The organism is Streptosporangium sp. NBC_01469 (assembly GCF_036227305.1).
Taxonomy (GTDB): Bacteria; Actinomycetota; Actinomycetes; order Streptosporangiales; family Streptosporangiaceae; genus Streptosporangium.
Genome location: NZ_CP109465.1, coordinates 6,024,661 through 6,046,771, shown reverse-complemented (window position 1 = coordinate 6,046,771; position 22,111 = coordinate 6,024,661). Strand labels below are relative to the sequence as shown.

The following is a 22,111-nucleotide window of genomic DNA, read 5'->3' as shown; positions in this document are numbered from 1 at the left end:
AGACCGCGAGAGCGGCGCATAGGCGAAAGCTCCAGACTGCGAGGACGACCCATGAGCGAGAGCCCCGGACCGCGAGAGCGACCCATGAGCAAAAGCCCCGGACCACGAGGACGACCCATGAGCGAAAACCCCGGACCGATCCGCCGTCCGTCCTCACGAGCGTGACGGGCTTCGCACCGGTGACGTCACCCGCCCCGTACGGCGGCTCGCCGTACGGGGCGGGGACGTCACCGGCACGGCCCGCACCGGATCGCGCGGAGCCCGCCTCAGCCGAGCGGGGCCGTCACCGTGCCCGCGCCGACCGTCCTGCCGCCCTCACGGATCGCGAAGCCGAGACCGGCCTCCAGCGCCACCGGCCTGCCGAGCTCGACGGTCACCTCGACCGTCTCGCCGGGCAGCGCGAGGCCGGTGCTGCCCAGGTCCATCCGGCCCGGCACGTCGGTCGTCCGCAGGTAGAACTGCGGGCGGTAACCCGTCGCGACGGCACCGCTCCGCCCGCCCTCCCGCCCGGTCAGGAGGTAGACGCGGGCGGTGAAGGAGCGGTGGGCGGTCTGGGTGCCGGGGGCGGCCAGCACCTGGCCGCGTCGTACCTGCTCGCGCCGGATCCCGCGCAGCAGCAGCGCCGCGTTGTCACCGGCCTCGCCCCGCTCCATGGTCTTGCCGAAGGTCTCGACCCCGGTGACGACGGCGGTGAAGCCCTCGCCGAGCCCGACGGCCTGGACGGTGTCACCGACCTTGACCGTGCCGCGCTCGATCGCCCCGGTGACGACCGTGCCCCGCCCGGTGACGGTGAGCACGTTCTCCACCGGGAGCAGGAACGGGGCACCGGTGTAGCGGACCGGCACCGGGACGTGGTCGTCGACCGCCTGGAGCAGCGCCTCGACCGACGCCACCCACTCCGGGTCGCCCTCCAGCGCCCGCAGCCCGGAGACCCTGACGACGGGCACGTCCAGGTAGCCGTGCTCGGCGAGCAGGTCCCGCAGTTCCAGCTCGACGAGGTCGGCCAGCTCCGGGTCGGCCCCGTCGGACTTGTTGAGCGCGACCACGATGTGCTCGACGCCCACCCGCCGCGCGAGCAGCACGTGCTCGCGGGTCTGCGGCATGATCCCGTCCAGCGCGGACACCACCAGGATCGCCCCGTCGAGCTGCGCCGCCCCCGTGATCATGTTCTTCACGTAGTCGGCGTGGCCGGGCATGTCCACGTGCGAGTAGTGCCGCGTGGCCGTCTCGTACTCGACGTGGGAGATGTTGATGGTGATGCCCCGCGTCGCCTCCTCGGGGGCCCGGTCGATCCGGTCGAACGGCACGTACCTCGCGCCGCCCCGGTCGCTGAGCACCTTGGTGATGGCCGCGGTGAGCGTGGTCTTGCCGTGGTCGACGTGTCCCATCGTGCCGATGTTGAGGTGCGGCTTGTTCCGCACGTAGGCCTGCTTGGCCATGACTGTTCTTTCCCTCGATGCTCGCCTGTGGCGGCGACCCGTGCTCGGCCGACCCCTCCCCGCCGGGTCACCCGGGACTCACGGGAAGGGGTCAGCGCTCCGCGCCGTCGAGCCGCGGTGCGGCGGACATCGGGGCACGCCCCGGCGCGCCCGCGGTGGCGGGCGTCGCGAGGGTGGCGTGCCGGAACATGCGTTCATGGTCGGGTACGGCCGGACGGAACCGCAACCGAATTTCCGGCCCGCCCTGGATCGCCCCCCGTATCGTCCCTGCCCGCCCCTCATTCGCGTCCGTCTCGCCCGTCTCGCCCGAGCACGATCCGACTCGCCCGGCCCGGCACAGCCCACCCGAACCTGCGCCGGCCCGGTACGCCCCGGCCGGGACCGCCAATCGGGGAGCACAGGACTTCGACGTGCCGACCGACACCCGCCGGACCCGCCGCGCCACTCCGTCACACTCCGCGTCCAATCGACCACGCATCGTGGATGATTGATGTCCGCAAAGGGTATTAAACCTCTTTGAATGCCTAATCAACGGCATCGTCCATCAAGCACAACGGGGGAAACGATGACGGACTCCAAGGACGCCAAGGATTCCAAGAACAAGGCCGCGAAGGGCTCGGGGAAGAGCAAGAAGGCCGCGATCAAGGCGACACGCTCGGCGAAGGAAGCGAAGAGGCAGGCCGGGCAGCCCGAGGTCAGGGTGCCGGAGACGGGGTCCGCCCACCTGGGCGGGCGGGACGTCCAGCCGCCGAGGGCGTGAAATCATGATCGGGTGACCGGGGTGAAACCCGGTCACCCGATCATGGAGTGACACGATGCCCGCCTATCTGCGATTTCCGACGATCTTCGGTGACATGGTCGTCTTCGCCGCCGAGGACGACCTGTGGATGGTCACCGCCAACGGCGGGCGGGCCTTCCGGCTGACCGCCGGGGTGGCCGAGGCGGGATATCCGCGCTTCTCCCCCGGCGGCGACCGGCTCGCCTTCGTCGGCCGCGAGGAGGGGCCCGAGGAGGTCTACGTGATGCCCGCCGACGGCGGCGCGGCCCGGCGGGTGACCTACCACGGGGCCCGTTCCAGCGTCACCGGCTGGGATCCCGGCGGCGGCATCGTCTACGCCAGCGACCAGGGCCAGCCCTTCGACGGCCGTACCTGGCTGCACCGGGTGGAGCCGGGCGGGGTGCCCGAGCGCCTGCCGTACGGCCCGGCCAACACCATCTCGTACGGCCCGCGGATCGTGCTCGGCCGCAACACCGCCGACCCCGCCCGGTGGAAGCGCTACCGGGGCGGCACCATGGGTGACCTGTGGGTCGAGACCGGCGAGGACGGGCGGTTCCGGCGGCTCACCGCGCTGCCCGGCAACCTCGCCTCGCCCTGCTGGGCCGGTGACCGGGTCTACTTCATCTCCGACCACGAGGGGGTCGGCAACGTCTACTCCTGCGACGCGGACGGCGGCGGCCTGCGCAGGCACTCCGACCACACCGACTACTACGCCCGCAACCTGTCGGGCGACGGCCGCAGGCTGGTCTACCACGCCGGGGGCGAGCTCTACCTGGTGGAGGACGGGGAGTCGCGCCCCATCGAGGTCCGGCTGCGCAGCTCGCGCACCCAGCGCAACCGCCGTTTCGCCCCGGCCGAGGACTTCCTGGACAGCGCGACCCTCAGCCCCGACGGCGTCGGCCTGGCCGTCACCACCCGGGGCAAGGCGTTCTCCTTCGCCGCCTGGGAGGGTCCGGTGCGCCAGCACGGGGCGCTGTACGGGGTGCGGTACCGGCTGCTGAACTGGCTCAACGACGGCGAGCGGCTGGTGGCGGCGGCCAGTGACGAGGGCGACCGCGAGGTGCTGACGGTGCTCACCGCCGACGGCGTCACCGAGCCCGTCAGGCTCGACCACCTCGACACCGGCCGGGCCATCGAGCTGGAGGTCTCCCCCACGTCCGACCTGGTCGCGGTGGCCAACCACCGCAACGAGCTGATCCTGGTCGACCTCACGCCCGGCTCGGCGTCCGACTCGGCGTCCAGCCCGGCCCCCGGCTCGGTATTCGGCTCGGTGTCCGGCCTCCCGGCCGGTGAGGTTCCCGGTCGTGCGGGCGGGGAAGGCCCGGCTCGGGGCAGGGTGATCGACTCCAGCAGGTTCGGCGCGATCGAGGACCTGGCCTGGTCCCCCGACGGCCGCTGGCTGGCGTACGCCTGCCGCGACACCGCGCAGACGACGGCGGTGAAGCTGTGCCGGGTCGAGACGGGCGAGACGTCCTTCGCGACCCGGCCGGTGCTGTGGGACGCCCGCCCCGCCTTCGACCCGGGCGGCGACTACCTCTACTTCATCGGCCAGCGCGTCTTCAACCCGGTCTACGACGAGCTCCACTTCGACCTGAGCTTCCCCCTGGGCTCCCGCCCCTACGCGATCGCGCTCCGCGCCGACGTCACCTCGCCCTTCGTCCCCGAGCCCCGGCCGCTCGGGGACGACGACGATGACGATGACAATGACGACGGCCACGACGAGAACGAGGGGCCGCCCGAGGTGGTCATCGACCTGGACGGCATCGAGAACCGGGTCGTCGTCTTCCCCGTTCCCGAGGGGCGCTACGACGCCATCGCCGGGATCAAGGGCAAGGCCGTCTACCTGACCTTCCCCGTCGAGGGCAGCCTGGGCGACGACTACGCCGACTCCTCCGACGGCACCCTGCACGTCTACGACTTCGCCAAGCAGAAGCAGGAGACCCTGGTCGGGGACGTGTCGGAGTTCCGGCTCGGCCGCGACGGGAGCACGCTGCTCTACCATTCGGGCAGGCGGCTGCGGATGGTCAAGGCGGGCGAGGAGCCCGAGGACGACGACGCGCCCGGCCGTACGAGCGGGTGGGTGGACCTGTCCAGGGTGAAGGTGTCCATCCGGCCCGAGGCGGAGTGGCGGCAGATGTTCAGGGAGGCCTGGCGGCTGCAGCGGGAGAACTTCTGGACCGAGGACATGGCGGGGCTCGACTGGGACGACGTCTACCGGCGCTACCTGCCGCTGGTAGACAGGGTCACCACCCGGGGCGAGTTCTCCGACCTGCTGTGGGAGCTGCTCGGCGAGCTGGGCACCTCCCACGCCTACGAGAGCGGCGGCGCCTACCGGTCCCGGCCGCACTACCGGCAGGGCAAGCTGGGCGTCGACTGGGCCTTCGCGGACGGCGTCCACCGGATCGCGAGGATCGTCGGCGGCGACCGGTGGAATCCCGAGGCGACCTCACCGCTCAACCGCCTCGGGGTGGACGTACGGCCGGGTGACGCGGTGCTGGCCGTCAACGGCCAGCCCGTCGGCGTGGACGCGAGCCCGGACGAGCTGCTGGTCAACCAGGCCGACCAGGAGGTCCAGCTGACGATCCGGCGCGGGGACGACAGGCGGACCGTCACCGTGCGGGCCATCGGCGACGAGCAGCCGGGCCGATACCGCGACTGGGTGGAGGCCAACCGGACCCACTGCCACGAGCTCGGCGGCGGTCGGATCGGCTACCTGCACATCCCGGACATGGGCCCGGAGGGCTACGCCGAGTTCCACCGGGGCTTCCTCGCCGAGTACGACCGCGAGGCCCTCGTGGTGGACGTCCGCTTCAACGGCGGCGGCCACGTGTCGGCGCTGCTGCTGGAGAAGCTGGCCCGGCGCCGCCTGGGCTACGACTTCCCCCGCTGGGGCGTGCCCGAGCCCTACCCCGACGAGTCGCCGCGCGGCCCGATGGTGGCCATCACCAACGAGTGGGCCGGATCCGACGGCGACATCTTCAGCCACACCTTCAAGCTGCTGGGTCTGGGTCCCCTGATCGGCAAGCGCACCTGGGGCGGGGTGATCGGCATCTGGCCCCGGCACCACCTGGCCGACGGCACGGTCACCACCCAGCCGGAGTTCTCCTTCGCCTTCGACGACGTGGGCTGGCGGGTGGAGAACTACGGCACCGACCCCGACATCGAGGTCGACATCACCCCGCAGGACTACGCGGCGGGGGTGGACACCCAGCTGGACCGGGCGATCGAGGCGGCCAAGGAGCGCCTGGTCCTCCAGCCACCCCACACCCCCAACCCGGCGGCCAGGCCCCGGCTCGTGGTGCCGCGCCTGCCGCCCCGCCAGCGTCCTTTTTGACATGGGGCGCACCGGCGCTTCGGGTGACCGGGGCGATGGCCCGCGATCACGGCGAGGATCCGGGTGAGCGCGTCCGGGTGAGCGGTCCGGCCAGTGTCGGCCGGCCGGAGGGTGGATTTCCGAAGGAGCAGGGCAAGACCGATTACGAGCAGCTTGATCGGTCACCATGCCGGGCTTCGTCTTTCAACCTGACAGATACACGAAAAATTCGATCACAAAGATTTCAAGACGTTCCTTACTTCTTTCACCACGACATCGGGCGCCTCCATGGGAACCATGTGCCCACTTCCTTCAGCCCATACGTGTCTACCCTGGGGAAGTGATCGCGCCAGCCGCTGGTGACTTGCCGAGGTTTCCGCCCACATGCCACTGGAACGCCCTCGCCCGGTGATGCCGGAGATAAGAGTGACCGGCACGTCCGGCAGAGAATTCTTATCTCCGGCCGAACGCAGGGAACGAAAGCTCTCCGCCAGGTGCCGCGTTTCCGACCGATGGGCGCGAAGGGCGGCGGCGGAGAACTCTTCCGCCCGGATTTCCTTGATCATATTCACCGAAAAATCCTTGTACAGGCTGCGCGTGGTCAGCATGCCCAATATTCCGAGTTTGGCCATGGGAACGGTGAAGAGCGTATGAGACAGGGCGCCGAGCTTGTCAAAGGCCTGGCTGTAATAGAAGTCGCAGTCTTCGGCTGCCTGGTCCACCAGGACAAGTCCCGCCACAAGCTCGGGACGGCGGTACGCGAAGGAGCGGCAGATCGGCCCTCCCAGGCTGTGCCCGACAAGGACACAGCGTTTCGCGTCGACGGAGTCGACAAGGTCTTCCAGATCATCGACGATCCGGTCCAGTTTGCGGGGAGCGGCGTCCGGCTCACTGCGCCCGAAACCCGCACGATCGTACGCAAGGGTTCCGGTCTCCGATGCCAGCTTTCCCTGGACCAGACCCCATGTCGTCCGGGAGCCGTTCCCGCCCGCCTCGAATATGACAAGAGGACGACCGCTTCCCGCGGTGACGTAATGCAGCCTCCGCATGTCGCGAGTGATCGCGTATCCAGACTCACCGAAGGCGCTGCCGTCGATCACGGCCGACTCCCTTAACCTATGTCAAGATGGTTCTGCATCGTCTGGCGAGGCGATCACTCCCGGCACTCCGACCATACCCGGTTCATGTTCGGTGAACGGTCGCCGTCCGGCACTTCCGCGTGGCAGGCGGAAGGCGCACCGCCGGCGGTTCCTGGCCGCAGGGCAGGTCGCGATGCCGGGTCGTGCGCCGTTGGCGCACGACCCGGGCGGAGATGACCTCGCAGTCCCGGCAGGCCCCAGTCTTCCGGGCGTTCGATATGCACCAGCCGCCCCGGTTGTCCGCCGTCATCGGCGACACGCTCGATCCTCACCAGCGCTGTTTCCGACATGCCGAACAAGATCGAAGTACTGTCATTCACGGCTTGTGACCCCCGTCACCAACCGTCTCTGATCAACAGCCGGTGTCGTGGGACCACGGGCTCTCGCCCGCCAGGCCACGCCCGGGCATTTCCCCTCAAGCTCGAAGAGCCGCTTTAAGCTGAAGAAGCTGATTTGAACCGGCAGAGGGCGATGGATGTCAGCCGGCCAAAGACGGGAAGAGGCCGGCAATCCACCTCAAGGAATGTCCATATTTTTCACCTCACATGAATAAGCCTAACAAGAGCCGGCGGACCTGTCAGCCCTCATCGGGTTCGACGAGATTCCCCCTGTACCCCAACATGGCCCAAGTCACAGGATGTCCGTTTTGAAAGGCAGAGATCCCATGCTGGATTACGTTCGCGTGTGCAAGTGCCGATTCTCGGCACTTGCACACGCGAACGCCGCGATGATTCTTCGTCAGGCGCACACGTGAGCCGTGCCGGCTTCGAAGTGATTCTCCACCTCGGCATCGACGGAGTCGTTCTGACCGACTACAGCGAGTCGTGGAATCGGAGGAGCGGCAGGTGTCGTCATCTTTTCGCTCCAGCTCTGGACCGCGCCGCCCTTGCCCGCCAGGCCACGCCCGGGCACTTCCCCCTCAAGATCGAAGAGCCGGCATACCTGCCTCTCGCGAGAAAACCAGCTAAACGCTTCTGATGTAGAGCGACCTTCCGGTGTCAGCAGCGGCGTTGCAGATCGCTGCCAGCCTGTTGTCCGTCGGTGTCTTGCTGGTGGCGACTCCGGCGGCAACCGCCGCCCCTGTCATTACTTCGAGGGACTTCGAGGGACTTCGAGGGACTTCGAGGGACTTCGAGGGACTTCGAGGGACTTCGAGGGCCGGAACCGAGGTGCAGATCAAGGCCGGAGCGCCGTGCATCGTCACCGGTTACTCACTCCATGCAGCGGAGGAAATGCTCAAGGACTCGATCACCGGTGACCAGGTCGAGGACATTGTTTATATCACCTGCAGCCGAGCGGTAAAGCAGTCGAACGGAAACTGGAAGTACACGAAGGGCAAGACAATCGTGATCCGCAACAATAACAGATACGTCGTGACTGCCTGGCGACGCAGCCAGTCTCCTTAAATGGTTAGATGGGGCCGAGGCAGCCGTGAGGTCACAGGCCCTGGCTCCAGGCGATGCCGTACCCGCAACCCCGCCGGATGCCTTTCGTCACCTGGCCGGGCAAAAAATCGGTTGCCCTCGCGGGTGGCCGTCTGCTGGACTTCTGGCGACGGCCGATCGATCAAGGAGAAGGAAATGCGCGAAGCGTCCATGTTTTCCCAGAAAGGAAATTCCACCTATCTAGAGGACATGACGCTTAGTGAGAACACTCAACCTGGGGATTCCGGCGCATGTAGACGCCGGTAAGACAAGCCCGACCGAGCGGCTGCTCCACACCGCCGGGGTCACCGACCGCACGGTCACCATGACATGGTCCGGTCGCATACCTCCCGCGAGCACCGCGAGGGACTTCCGCCTTCTGACACCGCCGGTGCTGATGAGCGCGCCGAAGCGGAAGGAATACCTGCCGCACGTCAGGGGGCGGGTCTAACCGATGGCCGCTCCCGCTCCCGCTTCCGGATCTTCCGACGCCTCCGCCCCGCGCCCCGCCACCGGCGCCTCCACCCGGCGCGCCGTCCTGCGCCACCTTCGCCCGGGACTCCGCTCCGCCGTGGCCCTCGCCGCCGCCATCGCCGTCGCGACGGCGCTGCCGCTGGCGGCACCCCAGATCACCCGCCGTTTCGTGGACGACGCGATCGGCGGGGCGAGCACCCGCCACCTCACGCTGATCGCCGCCGGCTACCTCGCGCTCGCCCTCGCCGGGCAGGCCGCCCGCGTGGTCACCGCCTGGTTCGCGAGCCGTCTCGCCTGGGACGGCACGAACCGGCTGCGAGAAAGGCTCGCCGAACACGCGCTCGGCCTCGACATGGCCTACCACGGCCGGCGAACACCGGGCGAGATGATCGAGCGGGTGGACGGTGACGTGGTCGCCGTCGCCGAGTTCGTCGTCGCCTTCCTGCTGGACATCGTGGCCGGCCTCCTGCTCCTCGCCGGGGTGCTCGTCGTCGTGTTCACCGTCGACGCGCGCCTCGGCGGCGTGCTGCTGGCGTACTGCGTGCTGATCGGGTTCGGCATGGCCCGCGCGCAGAGGCTGGCCGTGCCGTCGGCCACCCGCTCGCGGGCGGAGAGCGCGGCGCTCTTCGGCAACCTCGAGGAACGGCTGGCCGGTGTGGAGGACATCCGGGCCAACAGCGCCGGAGAGCACGCCGTGAACCGCTTCCACCGGGCCTGCGCCGCCTGGTACCGCGCGGAGTTCCGGGCCGCGCGGGTCGGGACCGGTGTCCTGGCGGGCACGACGGTGGCGTTCGCGGCCGGTACGGCGATCGTGCTCGGCCTCGCCGCATGGACCCGGGAGTCCGGGACGCTCACGGTCGGCACCGCCGTGCTGCTCTTCCAGTACACGCAGATGGTGCGAGTGCCGTTCGAGCGGCTGATCGACCAGCTGAGGCGATACCAGGCGGCGCTGGCCGGCCTCGCGCGCATCGGCGACCTGCTGGCCGAGCGGCGCACGCTCCCCGAACCCGCCGACCCGCTGCCACTGCCCGCGTCCGGGCCGCTCGGCCTGCGCCTCGAGGGCGTGGGTTTCGCGTACGCCGACGACGACGAGCCGGTGCTGTCCGACGTCACGATCACACTGGCGCCGGGCGAGACACTCGGCCTGGTGGGCCGCACGGGCAGCGGCAAGACGACCGTCGCCCGGATGGTGCTGCGCCTGTACGACCCGACCGAGGGCACCGTCCGGGTCGGCGGGCTGGACCTGCGGGACGTCGATCCCGCGTCGGTACGCGAGCGGATGTGCGTGGTCACCCAGGACGTGCAGCTCTTCGCCGCCAGCGTCAGGGACAACCTCACCCTCTTCAGGCCACTGGCCGGCGACGACCGGCTGCGCGCCGTCCTGGCCGGCGTCGGCCTCGGCGACTGGCTCGCCGCCCTGCCCGACGGGCTCGACACCGAGCTGGGCGACGCCTCGAGGAGCGGCGTCTCGGCCGGGGAGGCGCAGCTGCTCGCATTCGCGCGGGCGTTCCTCACCGATCCGGGGCTCGTCGTTCTGGACGAGGCGTCCAGCCGGCTCGATCCGGCCACCGAGCGGCACATCGAGGAGAGCGTCGACCGGCTGCTCGCCGGCCGGACCGGCGTGCTCATCGCGCACCGGCTCTCCTCCCTGTCCCGGGTGGACAAGATCGCTGTCATCGACCGCGGCAGGGTCGTCGAGTACGGCTACCGCGAGGATCTCGTCGCGGATCCGCGGAGCCGGTTCGCCCGGATGCTGGATGCCGCGGGGGTGCACCGATGAGGCCCCCGACACCGGACACCGCGAAGGTGCCGATGAGGCCCACAACACCGGATGCCGCGAAGGTGCCGATGAGGCCCACGACGCCGGATGCCGCGAAGGTGCCGATAGGGCCCGCGACACCGGATACGGCGGGGGTGCGCCGATGAGGCCCGTGATGCTGGTGGCCACCCGCCTCGCCCGCTTCGACCTGCGCCGCTACCTGATCGGCGCCCTCCTGTGGATGCCGGTCAGCGTCATCCCGCTCGCCGGCGGGCTGGTGCTGCAGCGGCTCTTCGACCAGATCAGCGGGCACCGCGCCGCGACCCTGGAGCAGTCGCTGTGGCTGTGCGCGGCGTTCGTGGGCGTGGAGGTGGTCCGCGGCCTGGTGCTCGTCGTCGCCTGGTCCTACGGGGTCTACTGGTGGGGCGCCGCCGCGACCCTCCTGCGGGCCAACGCGTTGCGCTCGATCCTCACTGCGCGCGGGCCCGCCGCGACCCGGCTGCCGCACTCGCCGGGTGAGGCGGTCGCCCGCTTCCGCGACGACGTGAGCGACCTGGTCGACCTCACCGACGAGAGCGTCCCGCTGGCCGGTTCGACTCTCTTCGGCGCCGCCGCCCTGGTGATCATGGCCTCGATCGATCCCGTCGTCACCCTGGTGCTGGCGGTGCCGATGATCGCGGTCGGCGTGCTGAGCCGACTGCTGAACGAGGTGATCCGGCGGCTGCACCACCGTGCCCGGGTGCTCGGCGCGGCCGTCACGGCCCACATCGGCGAGACCTTCGGCGGCGTGCTGGCGATCAAGACCGCCGGGGCCGAGGACGCGGTGCTGGAGCGCCTGCGCGAGCACAACCGCGGGCGGCGCGACGCCGCCGTCAAGGACCGGCTGGCGACCGATGTGCTGGACACCGCGACGGGCGCGACCGTCGAGATCAGCATCGGTCTCGTACTGCTCCTGTGCGCGTCGGCGATGCGCCGCGGTGACTTCACGGTAGGCGATCTCGCGCTGTTCACCACCTATGTCGGCTGGTTGACGGCGCTGCCGCGCACCATCGGCGGGATTCTCTACCGCCTGCCCCGGGGCGCGGTCGCCACCGAACGGCTCACCCGGCTGATGGCGCCGCACGAGGACGCCGGCGACCTGTCGCACGGCGACGACGTCTGGCTCGACCGGGAACCGCCTCCCGTCACGACGTCGCCACCGGATCGCGGCGACGCGCTCCAGGTCGTCGAGGCGCGCGGGCTGACCGTGCGCCACGACGGCGGCGACCGCGGCGTGCGGGCGGTCGACCTGCGGGTGGCTCGGGGGTCGTTCACGGTGATCACCGGCGCCGTCGGCTCGGGCAAGACGACCCTGGTACGCGCCCTGCTCGGCCTGGTGCCGCTGGACGCCGGGACGATCACCTGGAACGGCCGGCCCGTCGACGATCCCGGGACGTTCCTGGTCCCCGGCCGCGCGGCGTACGCGAGCCAGGTCCCCCGGTTGTTCTCGGAGTCGCTGCGGGAGAACCTGCTCCTGGGCCGGCCCGCGGACGGCGACCGGCTCGGCCTGGCACTGGAGCTGGCGGCGTTCGAGGAGGACCTGGCCGGGATGCCGGAGGGCATGGACACGATCGTCGGCCCCCGTGGCGTGCGGCTGTCCGGCGGCCAGGCGCAGCGGGCGACCGCGGCGCGGGCGCTGGTGCGGGCACCCGACCTGCTGGTCGTCGACGACCTGTCCTCGGCCCTGGACGTGGAGACCGAGAGGCTGCTGTGGGACCGGATCGCCGATGCCGCCCGCGACGGGCGCGGCCCGGGAACGCTGCTGGTGGTCTCCCACCGGCGGGCGGCGCTGGAGCGGGCCGACCAGATCGTCGTCCTGGACCGCGGCCGAGTCGCCGGCCACGGCCCGCTCGGCGAGCTGCTGGAGAACTGCCCGGAGATGCGGCGGCTGTGGAGCGAGGAACGCGTCGCCGAGGCCGGGGAACGGACGGACACCGGCACGCCGGGCGCGGAATAGCGCGGCGGGCCGGTGGTGATCCGCCGCCCTGTCAAAGGTTCGCGGATGATTCCCGCTCGGGAGCGACGATTCCGTCCCGTCGCGGGAGTCACCTCTTCGAGACGACGTCGCGAGCGCGCGAGGCGGAACGAGCGATCGAGCGCGCTGAGCGGCGGAACGACCGGTGCCAGACCTTCCGGCCCGGCGGCGACACGCCACCGGCAGACGACTTCCAATACCTTCGGACGACTTCAGGAGACGAAGATGCCCGCACAGCAGCCCGCGCGACCGCTCGACCACACCTTCACCGCGCCGATCGAGAAAGACGGGGCCTTCGCCACCTTCGTGACCGTGCCGGATTCCGCCGAGCTCCTCGGCACGAGGCGGGCCGTGAAGGTCAGCGGGACGATCGACGGCCACCCGTTCAACGCCACCCTCATGCCGTCGGGCAGCGGCCCGCACTGGCTTCCCATCAGAGCCGCGCTGTGCAAGCTCATCGGCAAGGACCAGGCCGGCACCGAGGTGACGTTCCACCTCGATCAGCGGCTCAGCTGAGCCCCCGGGCGGACCGGTGAGCCGGCGGCGGCCGGGAGGAGCGGCAGCGTGGCCCCGGCCTCCGGGGCCGGGTGGTTCCCCGTGACGCGTCGGCGGCGGGTCCAGCCGAGGTCGCGCGGCATCGGCCGGGCAACCGTCGTCAGGCGGTCGGCCCGCCGCACGGCCACCGTCCAGGCGGTCGCCCGCCACGTGGCCATCGTCCAGGCGGCCGGCCGCCTGGCTGTACCCGGGCCTCGGCGCGCTCCCGGGTCAGGGCAGCGAGGCGGGCAATCCGAAGAAAACGAAGTGGTCGGGGCCGACGAACGAGGTGACCTCGGCGATCCGCTCGCCGCGCAGGGTGAACACGTTGATCGCCCAAGCGCGGTGAACGGCGGCGGCGGCGTCCCAACGGTAGCCGCCCACGGCGGGCTGGCCGTTCGCGCTGGTCGGGAGGTGCCGCCAGCTTCCGCAGCTGGTCAGCGGGACCCGTACGGCGAAGTCGGTGACGGCCTCCAGACCGCGGTACCAGTGCGCCATCGGCGGCATCGACCAGGTGACGTCCTCGGTCAGCAGCGCGACCAGGGCGTCGGCGTCGCCGCGTTCCAGCGCGGAGGAGTAGCCGGCGACGATCTCCCGTACGCGGGCGTCGCCGATCTTTCGCAGCGTCAGCTGCTGGGTACGGGGGAAGACCTTGTCCGCGACGACCTTGCGCGCTCGCGCCAGGGCGCTGTTCACCGACGTGGTGGTGGTGTCCATCGTGGTGGCGATCTCGGCGGCGGAGAAACCGAGGACCTCGAACAGCAGCAGCGCCGCCCGCTGGTTGCCCGGCAGGTGCTGCAGGGCCGCGACGAAGGCGAGCTCGACGGCCTCGCGCTGCTCGTAGCGTGTGTCCGGACCGGCCGGGGCGTCGGTGAGGCCCGCGTCGGGGTAGGGGCTCAACCAGGCGACGTCGGTCAGCGGCGGGTCGCCGAGCACGACGCGCTCGCTGGAGGGGCCGAGGTCGACGGGCAGTGCCCGCCTGCCGCGGGCCGCGGCGATGTCCAGGCAGGTGCGGGTGGCCACGGTGTAGAGCCACGAGCGCAGCGAGCTGCGGCCCTCGAAGCGCGCGAGTGCGCGCCAGGCCCGCAGCAGGGCGTCCTGCAGGGCGTCGTCGGCGTCGTGGGTGGAGCCGAGCATGCGGTAGCAGTGGGCGTGCAGTTCGCGACGCAACGGCTCCACGAGGCGGGTGAACGCGGCGTCGTCCCCGGCCCGCGCCCGAGCCAGATCGTCGTCCCCGTCGCCCGCCTGATCTGTCTCCCCGTCACGCGCCCGAGCCAGATCGTCGTCCCCGTCACGCGCCGGATCTGTCTCCCCTGCCCGCGCCCGAGCCAGGTCGGCGTCCCCGTCGCCCGCCCGAACCGGATCCGTGTCCCCAGCCCGCGCCCGGACCTGGTCGTCCGCCCCGTCGCGCGCCCGCGCCGATCCTGTCCCCCCGGCCTGAGGGCGGGCGAGGTCTTCTCCGGCGCCACCTGCCCGGACCTGGTCTACGCTGGCGTTACGTGCCCGGACCAGGTCGGTGTCCCCGGCATCTTCCGCCGCCGTACTCGCGGACCGCGAAGAAATCTCCTTCACAAGCGACGATTCTGCCCCACGTCGGCAGTCCCCCCTTCGACGGGGCACCACAGCACCGTTCCAGACCGTTCCAGGAGGTTGCGATGAACCACGCGAAGGCCGTCACCGCCGGGTCTCTCAAGGTCCCCGACGCCACGCTCCACTACGAGGTACGGGGACAGGGGCCCCTCGTGGTGCTCGTCGGAGCCCCGATGCACGCCGCGCACTTCGCGCCGCTGGCCGATCTGCTCGCCGCCGATCACACCGTGCTCACCACCGACCCCAGGGGCGTCAACCGCAGTTCCCTCGACGACCCCGGCCAGGACTCGACCCCGCAGATGCGCGCCGACGATCTCTCCCGGCTCCTGACCCACCTCGACGCCGCCCCGGCCGCGGTCTTCGGCTCCAGCGGCGGTGCCGTCACCGCGCTGGCGCTCGCCGTCGCCCACCCCGAGCAGGTGCGCACCGTGATCGCGCACGAACCCCCGCTGAACCGCCTGCTCGACGACCCCGAGGCGCACGACGCCGCGGTCGAGGACATCATCGCCACCTACGTCTCCGGCGACGTCGCGGGCGCCTGGGTCAAGTTCATGATCAACGCCAACATCCCGCTGCCCGAGTTCGGGGAGTCCGCCGGCGGTCCCGCGGAGGCGCCGGCCGAGCCCGATCCGCAGCAGGTGGCGGACGAGCGCTTCTGGTTCCTGCACGAGATGCGCGGGACCACCCGCTGGCAGCCCGACATCGACGCCCTGCGCACCGGACCGGCCCTCGTCGTGGTCGGCATCGGAAAGGAGTCGGCCGGCCAGCTCTGCGACCGCGCGTCGACCGCGCTCGCCGCGGCGCTCGGCACGGAGCCGACCTACTTCCCCGGCGGTCACATCGCCTTCGTCGACGACCCCGAGGGATTCGTCCCCCGGCTGCGCGAGGTCCTGCGAGAGAGCTGAGCAACAACTTCACCCGATCAGCGGCACGCGGTCCCGCCGAACCCTGAGCGACCCGGATCGCGACGATCGGAACACCGGGCGACATCCTCAGAAAATCGTTTCAATTGCCGCATCGGCCACTCTCGACGAAGCGCCGGCTGCGGAATACGGTTATCTGCATGCCGGACGAAAAGGTAAAAACCCCCATATTTACCGTCTCTTCTGGTTTCTTCAGCCGTGCGCGTACGGTGGCGCCTCCAACCTGGAGCCGCTGGCTGATCCCCCCGGCGGCGCTCTCGGTGCACCTCGCCATCGGCCAGGCCTACGCGTGGAGCGTCTTCAAGCCACCCCTGGAGTCGGCGCTTCACCTTTCCGGCACGGCCAGCGCCCTGCCCTTCCAGGTGGGCATCGTCATGCTCGGCCTGTCGGCCGCGTTCGGGGGAACACTGGTCGAGCGCAACGGCCCGCGCTGGGCGATGTCCGTCTCCACGATCTGCTTCTCCCTGGGCTTCCTGATCTCCGCGCTCGGCGTGGCCACCGGGCAGTACTGGCTGGTCGTGCTGGGGTACGGCTTCGTGGGCGGGATCGGTCTCGGCATCGGCTACCGAAATGCGGGCCAGTGTTCCGGCCTTCAGGCCGGGGGCGAAGGCCCACGCGGGAGGGCCGCCAAAGTCCGAGCGTGCTTTAACGATCAGTGTTCGTCTTGTGCCCGGCGACGTGCATGGACGCCACGGCGGCGATCTTTCGCCCACGGTTGGTGACGCGGGTGATGCGCCCCCGCGCCGCTGCGTCGTTGAGCACCTCGAGCACCTCGGTGAACCGGCTGCGCGTTTCGGCGACGCTCATCTCTGCGGATTCCCTGCACGCCGTAGCACGTGGACGCACAATTGACCCGTGCAGCTCAGGTACAACTTCCGCCTTTACCCGTCGCCGGGTCAGCGTCACGCGCTGGCGCGGGCGTTCGGGTGCGCGCGGACGGTGTTCAACGACGGGCTGCGCCTGAGGCAGGACGCCCGGATGCGGGGCCTGCCGTACATCTCCGACGGGGAGTTGTCCAAACACGTCATCACGCGGGCCAAGGCGACGCCGCAGCGGGCATGGCTGGGCGAGGTGTCGGCCGTGCTCTTGCAGCAGGCGCTCGCGGATCTGAACGTGGCTTACCGTAACTTCTTCTCCTCGGTCACCGGGAAGCGGAAGGGGCGCAAGGTCGCCGCCCCTCGGTTCCGGTCGCGAAAGGATTCCCGCCAGGCGATCCGGTTCACGAGGAACGCCCGATTCGCGGTCACGGCGGGTGGGAGACTCCGGCTGCCGAAGATCGGTGAGGTGGAGGTGCGCTGGTCGCGGACCCTGCCGTCGGACCCGTCATCGGTGACGGTGGTCAAGGACTCGGCGGGCCGGTACTTCGCGTCGTTCGTCGTCGAGACCTCAAACGAGCCGTTGCCCGAGACGGGTCCCGAGATCGGCCTCGACCTGGGTCTCACCCATTTTGCGATCACCTCCGATGGCCGGAAGATCGCCAACCCGCGCTTTCTGCGGCGGGCGGCCAAGCAGCTCCGCAAGGCACAGAAGGCGTTGAGCCGAACGAAGAAGGGATCGGCGAACCGGGCCAAGGCCAAGCTGAAGGTCGCCAAGGCTCACGCCAAGGTGACCGACACGCGCCGCGACTTCGCCCACAAGCTCTCCACCACGTTGATCCGCGACAACCAAGCGGTGTATGTGGAGGATCTCGCCGTGTCCGGTCTCGCGCGCACGAGGCTGGCCAAGAGCGTGCATGATGCGGGCTGGTCGCAGTTCATCGCCATGCTGGAGTACAAAGCCGTCAGGTATGGCCGCCACTTCGCCAAGATCAACCGCTGGTTTCCGTCGTCGAAGCTGTGCTCGGCCTGCGGGACCATCACCGATTCGATGCCGTTGAACGTCCGGTCGTGGACCTGCCCCTGCGGGGCCGGCCACGACCGGGACGTCAACGCGGCGATCAACATTCTCGCCGCCGGGCAGGCGGAGAGACTAAACGACTGTGGAGCGCGGGTAGGACCGGGAGCGATCCCGGCACCGCGCGAAGAAGCGGTAACCCGCCAGGAGCCGCACGCGCGGCAGACCGGAATCTCCGTCCTTTAAGGCGGAGTGGATGTCAAATCTCACCGGTTTCCACACTGATCAAGTGGTTCCCCGACCGGCCGGGCATGGCCACGGGCATCGCCATCATGGGATTCGGCGGAGGGGCCCTCATCGCCTCACCGTGGTCCACCCAGATGCTCGACACGTTCGGCACCGGCACGGGCGGGATAGCCACGACCTTCCTGGTGCACGGTCTGGTCTACGCCGCCTTCATGTCGATGGGCGTGCTCCTGATCAGGGTTCCGCCGGAGGGCTGGCGGCCACGAGGCCGGCAACCGGCGAAGGCCGCCGCCCGCTCGCTGGTCACCGCCGCCGACGTCTCCGCGCGCAACGCGATCCGCACGCCGCAGTTCTGGCTCCTGTGGGTCGTGCTGTGCTTCAACGTCACCGCGGGCATCGGCATCCTGGAGAAGGCCGCGCCGATGATCAAGGATTTCTTCGCGAACACCACCATGCCGGTCACGACCGCCGCCGCGGCGGGCTTCGTGGCCCTGCTGTCCCTGGCGAACATGGCGGGGCGCTTCGTGTGGTCCTCGACCTCGGACCTGATCGGCCGCAAGAACATGTACCGCGTCTACCTCGGCGTGGGCGCCCTCTTCTACCTGGCGATCGCCCTGGCCGGGGACTCCCACAAATTCCTGTTCATCCTCTGCGCGCTCGGCATCCTGTCCTTCTACGGGGGAGGATTCGCCACCGTGCCGGCCTACCTGAAGGATCTGTTCGGGACGTACCAGGTGGGGGCCATCCACGGCCGGCTGCTGACGGCCTGGTCCACCGCCGGCGTCCTCGGGCCGCTGATCGTCAACGCCATCGCCGACTCGCAGAAGGCCGCTGGCCGGTCGGGGCCGGCGCTCTACACGACATCCCTCTACATCATGATCGGGCTGCTGGTGGTCGGCTTCCTGGCCAACGAGCTGATCCGCCCGGTGCATCCCATCCACCACGAAAAACCCGTCCACCACGAGAATCCCGTACACCACGAAATTCGGCACGAAAGAGGAGGCGACGCGTGACGGCGGACGACCGCGCCCCGGTAGGGAACACCCCCTTGATGATCCTGGCCTGGTCCTGGGTCGGCCTCCCCTTCGCCTACGGCGTCTACGAGCTGTTCCAGAAGCTCACCCAGCTCTTCGGCGGCTGATCGTCCCTGCGCTCCATCCGCGTCCTGGTGTTGCGCCTGGCGCGGGAGAACTCCTCTTGGGGTTACCGGCGTATTCACGGCGAGTTGGCCGTGCTCGGTATCAAGGTCGCTGCCTCCACGGTCTGGGAGATTCTTAAGGACCAGGGGATCGATCCGTCTCCCGAGCGGGCGGCCACCACGTGGGCCGCGTTCCTGCGGAGCCAGGCTGGCGCGCTGCTGGCGTGTGACTTCTTCGAGGTGCGCACGCTGACCGGGGCACGGCTCTATGTGCTGGCGGTCATTGAGCACGCCACCCGCCGTGTTCGGATCCTCGGCGTGACCGCCCGTCCTACAGGGCAGTGGGTCACCCAACTCGGTCGCAATCTCGTCATGGACCTGCAGGAGGTCGGCGGCATGGCCAGGTTCCTGATACGTGACCGGGATGCCAAGTTCACCGCGGCCTTCGACGCCGTGCTGGTCGATGCTGGAATCCGCGTCGTCAGGAGCGGTGTCCGGGTACCGCGGATGAATTCGCTTATGGAGCGGTGGATTCAGACCTGTCGTTGTGAGCTGCTGGATCGGACCTTGATCTGGAACCAGAAGCACCTTCTCCAGGCGCTGCGTGAATTCGAGACGTTCTACAACGAACATCGGCCACATCGAGCGCTCCAGCAGGCAGCTCCGCTCCGAGCGCTTCCTGATCCAAGCACAGACTCTGCCCCGATCGCGCCGCTCGACATTCGCCGACGCGACCGACTGGGCGGTGTCATCAGGGAGTACCACCATGCGGCTTGACCTGGCCGGATGAATAATCGGCACCCGCAAGTGTAAGAACGTCCCTCATCCGCCGAGACCGTCGAGTCTGGTGAAGGCCTCCTCGACGATTTGCGGCAGCCGTGCGGGATCCTCGGCGAGGTGCATGGCCGTGTAGAGGCAGGCCAGCGACACCTGCGTGGCCAGCGTCGCCACCGTGGGAGTGGCGCCGTGTTCGGTCAGTACGGCAACGATCATGGCGGCCTGCTGCTGCTGCTTCAGCAGCAGCCGCGCCATCAATTCGGGATGGCGACGCAGCAGCCTGGCGTGAACTGCAGACCGTTCCGGCGTGGTCGTCCATCCGGTCAGGCCCTCCTGAGTGGCGGCCCTGATCACCCTAAGTGCGGTGGCCAGCGAGTCGCCGATCGGTCGGCGGCGCTCGGCTTCCCGGCGTAGCGTGCCGATGAGGACTGCAAGGGTTCGTTCATCGTCGGCGAACACGACCTCCTGCTTGTCGCCGAAATAGCGGAAGAAGGTCGTGCGCCCGACTTCCGCCCGCTCTGCGATCTCCGTCACCGTGACGCCGTCAAACCCGCGCTCGCTGAACAGTTCGTAGGCAGCCGTGATGATCGCGTTCCGCGCCTTCTGCCGCTTGCGTTCTTGGAGTGACTCGGCCGACATGCCTTGCAGTCTATCTATACGGAACTCGATACGTTATGGTACTGAGTACCAAACGGTATCGAGTTCGGAGGGCATGTGCTAAGGATCGGTTTGCGGCGAACGGCCGCGGGTCCTCTCGGCGCAGGCGCGGACCTTGCGGTCCAGGCCCCTCGTCGACCGGGCGATGCGGACAGAACTGGCGTTACCCGGCGGAGCAAGCGGCGAGATACGCGTATCGCTGTGGGGCTGGCCTCCGTTGTCGGTCGGCGCCAGGGTGGCAGGAGAGCATGGCGAACTGAGCGTCATCAACTTCCTCGCCCCGCACGTCTTCCACTGGCTGACGGTACGCGGCCCAGGCGGCACCCGCGTCGAGCGAGTCGCCGGCGAAGCCGCCTACACGAGCCAGCTACGGAACTTCTATGCGGCGATCACCGCAGGTGCTCCCGTGCTCACGGACGCCCAGGACGCCGTCGTCACGATGGGCCTGCTCGACGACATCTACCGGGCGGCCGGGTTGCCGCCCCGAGGCAATGGAGGTTGACACGTGAAAGAGCAATCACAGGACGACGGGGTGTCGCGCCGCGGCTTCTTGCTGACCTCGACCGCGGTGGCGGCGCTCGCCGCCACCGCGGAGCGCCCTCGGCCGGCCATGGCCGCGAGCGCGCCGGGCGTTGTGAAGGTCGCGTTGGAGGTGAACGGGAAGACGCGCACGCTCAGCCTCGACCCGCGGGTCACGCTGCTGGACGCGCTGCGCGAGCGGCTGGACCTCACCGGAACCAAGAAGGGCTGCGACCGTGGCCAGTGCGGCGCGTGCACCGTGCACGTGGACGGGCGCCGGGTGCTGTCGTGCCTCACGCTCGCGGCAGGCGTCAGCGGCAAGGCCGTGACCACTGTCGAGGGGCTGGCCAACGGGGACCGACTGCATCCGGTCCAGCGGGCGTTCGTGGAGTGTGACGGGTTGCAGTGCGGGTTCTGCACACCAGGGCAGGTGATGTCCGCCGTCGCGCTGATCGAGGAGGGGCACGCGGGATCGGAGGCGGAGATCCGCGAGCACATGTCTGGAAATATCTGTCGTTGCGGCGCTTATCAACAGATCGTGCAGGCAGTGCGGACGGCGAAGGAGGCGGCGTAATGCGTCCGTACACCTTTGCGTCAGTGCGCAGCGTAGGCGAGGCACTAGGACAGGCACGCGACGGATCGGCGTACCTGGCAGGCGGGACGACGCTGGTCGACTTGATGAAGCTGGAGGTCGTCACCCCCGCGCATGTCGTGGACATCACGGCCGTGCCGCTGCGCGGCATCCGGGCCGACGCCACGGGCCTGTTCATCGGGGCGACGGAGCGCATGGCCGACGTGGCCGGGCACGACCTGGTCGCGGGCCCGTACCCGATGCTGGCCGAGGCGCTGCGGCAGAGCGCCTCCCCACAGATCAGAAACATGGCCACCATCGGCGGCAACCTATTGCAGCGCACCCGCTGCGGCTACTTCCGCGACCCCGCCACCGCATGCAACAAGCGCTCACCCGGCTCCGGCTGCCCGGCCGTCGGCGGGCACAACCGCTCACACGCCATCCTGGGCACCAGCGACGCCTGCGTCGCCACGCACCCCAGCGACATGGCCGTGGCCCTCATCGCGCTCGACGCCCGGCTGTCGCTGCGCGGCACCGACGGTGAGCGGACGCTGCGGTTAGCCGACTTCTACCGGCTCCCGGGCAGCACACCGCACCTAGAGAACGAATTACGGCCCAGCGAGCTGATCACCGGCGTGACCGTGCCCGCGCTGCCCTGGGCGCGCACGTCCGTGTATCTGAAGGTGCGCGACCGGCAGTCGTACGAGTTCGCGCTCTGCTCCGCGGCCGTCGCGGTGAACGTGACGAACGGCGTGATCGGCGAGGCCCGCGTCGCGGCCGGCGGCGTGGGCACCAAACCCTGGCGGCTGCCCGGCGTCGAGAGGGCGCTGAAGGGCAGGCCGATGCGGCTGCAAACCTTCGAGGCCGCGGTGGCGCACGCCGCCGACGGCGCACGCCCACTGTCGCACAACGCCTTCAAACCGGCGCTGCTGCGCCGCACCATCATCCGCGCACTCGTCCACCTGGCAGGCTGATGTGGCAGA

General features: G+C 69.7%; 20 protein-coding genes. 14 read left to right on the top strand and 6 right to left on the bottom strand.

Annotated elements, in window-relative coordinates; genetic code table 11:
* Window positions 1-266 precede the first annotated feature (266 nt).
* A complete protein-coding gene (gene tuf / locus OG587_RS26555) occupies window positions 267-1,439 on the bottom strand; it encodes an elongation factor Tu (protein WP_329079863.1) in 1,173 nt (390 codons plus the stop codon).
* Window positions 1,440-2,004: 565 nt separating this feature from the next.
* Here tuf and OG587_RS26550 point away from each other — a divergent pair.
* Window positions 2,005-2,199, top strand: coding sequence for a hypothetical protein (locus OG587_RS26550; protein ID WP_329079861.1), 195 nt, complete (start codon window positions 2,005-2,007; stop codon window positions 2,197-2,199).
* A gap of 55 nt (window positions 2,200-2,254) precedes the next feature.
* Window positions 2,255-5,551 carry a S41 family peptidase gene (locus OG587_RS26545; RefSeq protein WP_329079859.1) on the top strand — a complete coding sequence of 1,099 codons (3,297 nt, stop codon included), beginning with the start codon at window positions 2,255-2,257 and terminating at the stop codon, window positions 5,549-5,551.
* Window positions 5,552-5,763: 212 nt separating this feature from the next.
* Here OG587_RS26545 and OG587_RS26540 read toward each other — a convergent pair whose 3' ends face one another.
* Entirely contained in the window at window positions 5,764-6,630 is an 867-nt protein-coding gene (locus OG587_RS26540; protein WP_329079857.1) for an alpha/beta fold hydrolase, read from the bottom strand.
* Window positions 6,631-7,838: 1,208 nt separating this feature from the next.
* Here OG587_RS26540 and OG587_RS26535 point away from each other — a divergent pair.
* The 4 genes from OG587_RS26535 to OG587_RS26520 all read left to right on the top strand — a co-directional run bounded on the left by OG587_RS26535 (window position 7,839) and on the right by OG587_RS26520 (window position 12,856).
* Window positions 7,839-8,075 (top strand): hypothetical protein, encoded by a 237-nt coding sequence (locus OG587_RS26535; protein WP_329079855.1) that lies wholly within the window; start codon window positions 7,839-7,841, stop codon window positions 8,073-8,075.
* A 472-nt stretch (window positions 8,076-8,547) separates the two neighbouring features.
* Window positions 8,548-10,347 carry an ABC transporter ATP-binding protein gene (locus OG587_RS26530; protein WP_329079854.1) on the top strand — a complete coding sequence of 600 codons (1,800 nt, stop codon included), beginning with the start codon at window positions 8,548-8,550 and terminating at the stop codon, window positions 10,345-10,347.
* 142 nt (window positions 10,348-10,489) lie between these two features.
* Window positions 10,490-12,322 (top strand): ABC transporter ATP-binding protein, encoded by a 1,833-nt coding sequence (locus tag OG587_RS26525; RefSeq protein WP_329079852.1) that lies wholly within the window; start codon window positions 10,490-10,492, stop codon window positions 12,320-12,322.
* A gap of 243 nt (window positions 12,323-12,565) precedes the next feature.
* Window positions 12,566-12,856: a DUF1905 domain-containing protein gene (locus tag OG587_RS26520; RefSeq protein ID WP_329079850.1), complete on the top strand. Its 291-nt coding sequence runs from the start codon at window positions 12,566-12,568 to the stop codon at window positions 12,854-12,856.
* A 249-nt stretch (window positions 12,857-13,105) separates the two neighbouring features.
* Here the strand turns inward: OG587_RS26520 and OG587_RS26515 are convergent, their stop codons facing one another.
* Window positions 13,106-14,446 carry a sigma-70 family RNA polymerase sigma factor gene (locus tag OG587_RS26515; protein WP_329079848.1) on the bottom strand — a complete coding sequence of 447 codons (1,341 nt, stop codon included), beginning with the start codon at window positions 14,444-14,446 and terminating at the stop codon, window positions 13,106-13,108.
* An 83-nt stretch (window positions 14,447-14,529) separates the two neighbouring features.
* Here OG587_RS26515 and OG587_RS26510 point away from each other — a divergent pair, with 83 nt between their 5' ends.
* The gene (locus OG587_RS26510) at window positions 14,530-15,369 is read left to right on the top strand and encodes an alpha/beta fold hydrolase (protein ID WP_329079846.1); all 840 of its coding nucleotides are present in this window, start codon (window positions 14,530-14,532) and stop codon (window positions 15,367-15,369) included.
* 343 nt (window positions 15,370-15,712) lie between these two features.
* Here the strand turns inward: OG587_RS26510 and OG587_RS47265 are convergent, their stop codons facing one another.
* Both OG587_RS47265 and OG587_RS26500 read right to left on the bottom strand, forming a co-directional pair.
* The gene (locus OG587_RS47265; RefSeq protein WP_443075236.1) at window positions 15,713-15,946 is read right to left on the bottom strand and encodes a hypothetical protein; all 234 of its coding nucleotides are present in this window, start codon (window positions 15,944-15,946) and stop codon (window positions 15,713-15,715) included.
* Window positions 15,947-16,032: 86 nt separating this feature from the next.
* On the bottom strand, window positions 16,033-16,194 hold the full coding sequence (locus tag OG587_RS26500; protein ID WP_329094238.1) for a hypothetical protein: 162 nt from the start codon (window positions 16,192-16,194) through the stop codon (window positions 16,033-16,035).
* A gap of 48 nt (window positions 16,195-16,242) precedes the next feature.
* Here OG587_RS26500 and OG587_RS26495 point away from each other — a divergent pair, with 48 nt between their 5' ends.
* Genes OG587_RS26495 through OG587_RS26480 form a run of 4 tightly spaced genes read left to right on the top strand, consistent with a single transcriptional unit; the run spans window position 16,243 to window position 19,381 of the window.
* Entirely contained in the window at window positions 16,243-17,466 is a 1,224-nt protein-coding gene (locus tag OG587_RS26495) for an RNA-guided endonuclease InsQ/TnpB family protein (RefSeq protein WP_329079844.1), read from the top strand.
* Window positions 17,364-18,479, top strand: a complete 1,116-nt coding sequence (locus OG587_RS26490; RefSeq protein ID WP_443075632.1) for an OFA family MFS transporter — start codon at window positions 17,364-17,366, stop codon at window positions 18,477-18,479. Before OG587_RS26495 ends, OG587_RS26490 begins: the two co-directional genes overlap by 103 nt.
* Window positions 18,476-18,607 (top strand): MFS transporter small subunit, encoded by a 132-nt coding sequence (locus OG587_RS26485; RefSeq protein ID WP_329079842.1) that lies wholly within the window; start codon window positions 18,476-18,478, stop codon window positions 18,605-18,607. The genes OG587_RS26490 and OG587_RS26485 overlap by 4 nt, the downstream gene beginning before the upstream one ends.
* A gap of 27 nt (window positions 18,608-18,634) precedes the next feature.
* Window positions 18,635-19,381 (top strand): integrase core domain-containing protein, encoded by a 747-nt coding sequence (locus tag OG587_RS26480; RefSeq protein ID WP_329079840.1) that lies wholly within the window; start codon window positions 18,635-18,637, stop codon window positions 19,379-19,381.
* A gap of 45 nt (window positions 19,382-19,426) precedes the next feature.
* Here the strand turns inward: OG587_RS26480 and OG587_RS26475 are convergent, their stop codons facing one another.
* Window positions 19,427-20,020, bottom strand: coding sequence for a TetR/AcrR family transcriptional regulator (locus OG587_RS26475; RefSeq protein WP_329079838.1), 594 nt, complete (start codon window positions 20,018-20,020; stop codon window positions 19,427-19,429).
* Window positions 20,021-20,273: 253 nt separating this feature from the next.
* On the opposite strand from OG587_RS26475, the gene OG587_RS26470 reads away from it, so the two are divergent.
* The 3 genes from OG587_RS26470 (at window position 20,274) to OG587_RS26460 (ending at window position 22,102) form a co-directional block, all read left to right on the top strand.
* On the top strand, window positions 20,274-20,540 hold the full coding sequence (locus tag OG587_RS26470) for a hypothetical protein (protein WP_329079836.1): 267 nt from the start codon (window positions 20,274-20,276) through the stop codon (window positions 20,538-20,540).
* Between the two features lie 108 nt (window positions 20,541-20,648).
* On the top strand, window positions 20,649-21,131 hold the full coding sequence (locus OG587_RS26465; protein WP_329094025.1) for a (2Fe-2S)-binding protein: 483 nt from the start codon (window positions 20,649-20,651) through the stop codon (window positions 21,129-21,131).
* A 23-nt stretch (window positions 21,132-21,154) separates the two neighbouring features.
* Window positions 21,155-22,102, top strand: a complete 948-nt coding sequence (locus OG587_RS26460) for an FAD binding domain-containing protein (protein ID WP_329079834.1) — start codon at window positions 21,155-21,157, stop codon at window positions 22,100-22,102.
* The last annotated feature ends 9 nt before the right edge of the window (window positions 22,103-22,111 follow it).

What these genes read in the sequence shown, in the direction of transcription:
- OG587_RS26475 (WP_329079838.1), bottom strand. Translation starts at nt 20,020, where the DNA reads ATGTCGGCCGAGTCACTCCAAGAACGCAAGCGGCAGAAGGCGCGGAAC.
- OG587_RS26550 (WP_329079861.1), top strand. Translation starts at nt 2,005, where the DNA reads ATGACGGACTCCAAGGACGCCAAGGATTCCAAGAACAAGGCCGCGAAG.
- OG587_RS26530 (WP_329079854.1), top strand. Translation starts at nt 8,548, where the DNA reads ATGGCCGCTCCCGCTCCCGCTTCCGGATCTTCCGACGCCTCCGCCCCG.
- OG587_RS26500 (WP_329094238.1), bottom strand. Translation starts at nt 16,194, where the DNA reads ATGAGCGTCGCCGAAACGCGCAGCCGGTTCACCGAGGTGCTCGAGGTG.
- OG587_RS26465 (WP_329094025.1), top strand. Translation starts at nt 20,649, where the DNA reads ATGGCCGCGAGCGCGCCGGGCGTTGTGAAGGTCGCGTTGGAGGTGAAC.
- OG587_RS26525 (WP_329079852.1), top strand. Translation starts at nt 10,490, where the DNA reads ATGAGGCCCGTGATGCTGGTGGCCACCCGCCTCGCCCGCTTCGACCTG.
- tuf (WP_329079863.1), bottom strand. Translation starts at nt 1,439, where the DNA reads ATGGCCAAGCAGGCCTACGTGCGGAACAAGCCGCACCTCAACATCGGC.
- OG587_RS26520 (WP_329079850.1), top strand. Translation starts at nt 12,566, where the DNA reads ATGCCCGCACAGCAGCCCGCGCGACCGCTCGACCACACCTTCACCGCG.
- OG587_RS47265 (WP_443075236.1), bottom strand. Translation starts at nt 15,946, where the DNA reads ATGCCGAGACCGATCCCGCCCACGAAGCCGTACCCCAGCACGACCAGC.
- OG587_RS26545 (WP_329079859.1), top strand. Translation starts at nt 2,255, where the DNA reads ATGCCCGCCTATCTGCGATTTCCGACGATCTTCGGTGACATGGTCGTC.
- OG587_RS26510 (WP_329079846.1), top strand. Translation starts at nt 14,530, where the DNA reads ATGAACCACGCGAAGGCCGTCACCGCCGGGTCTCTCAAGGTCCCCGAC.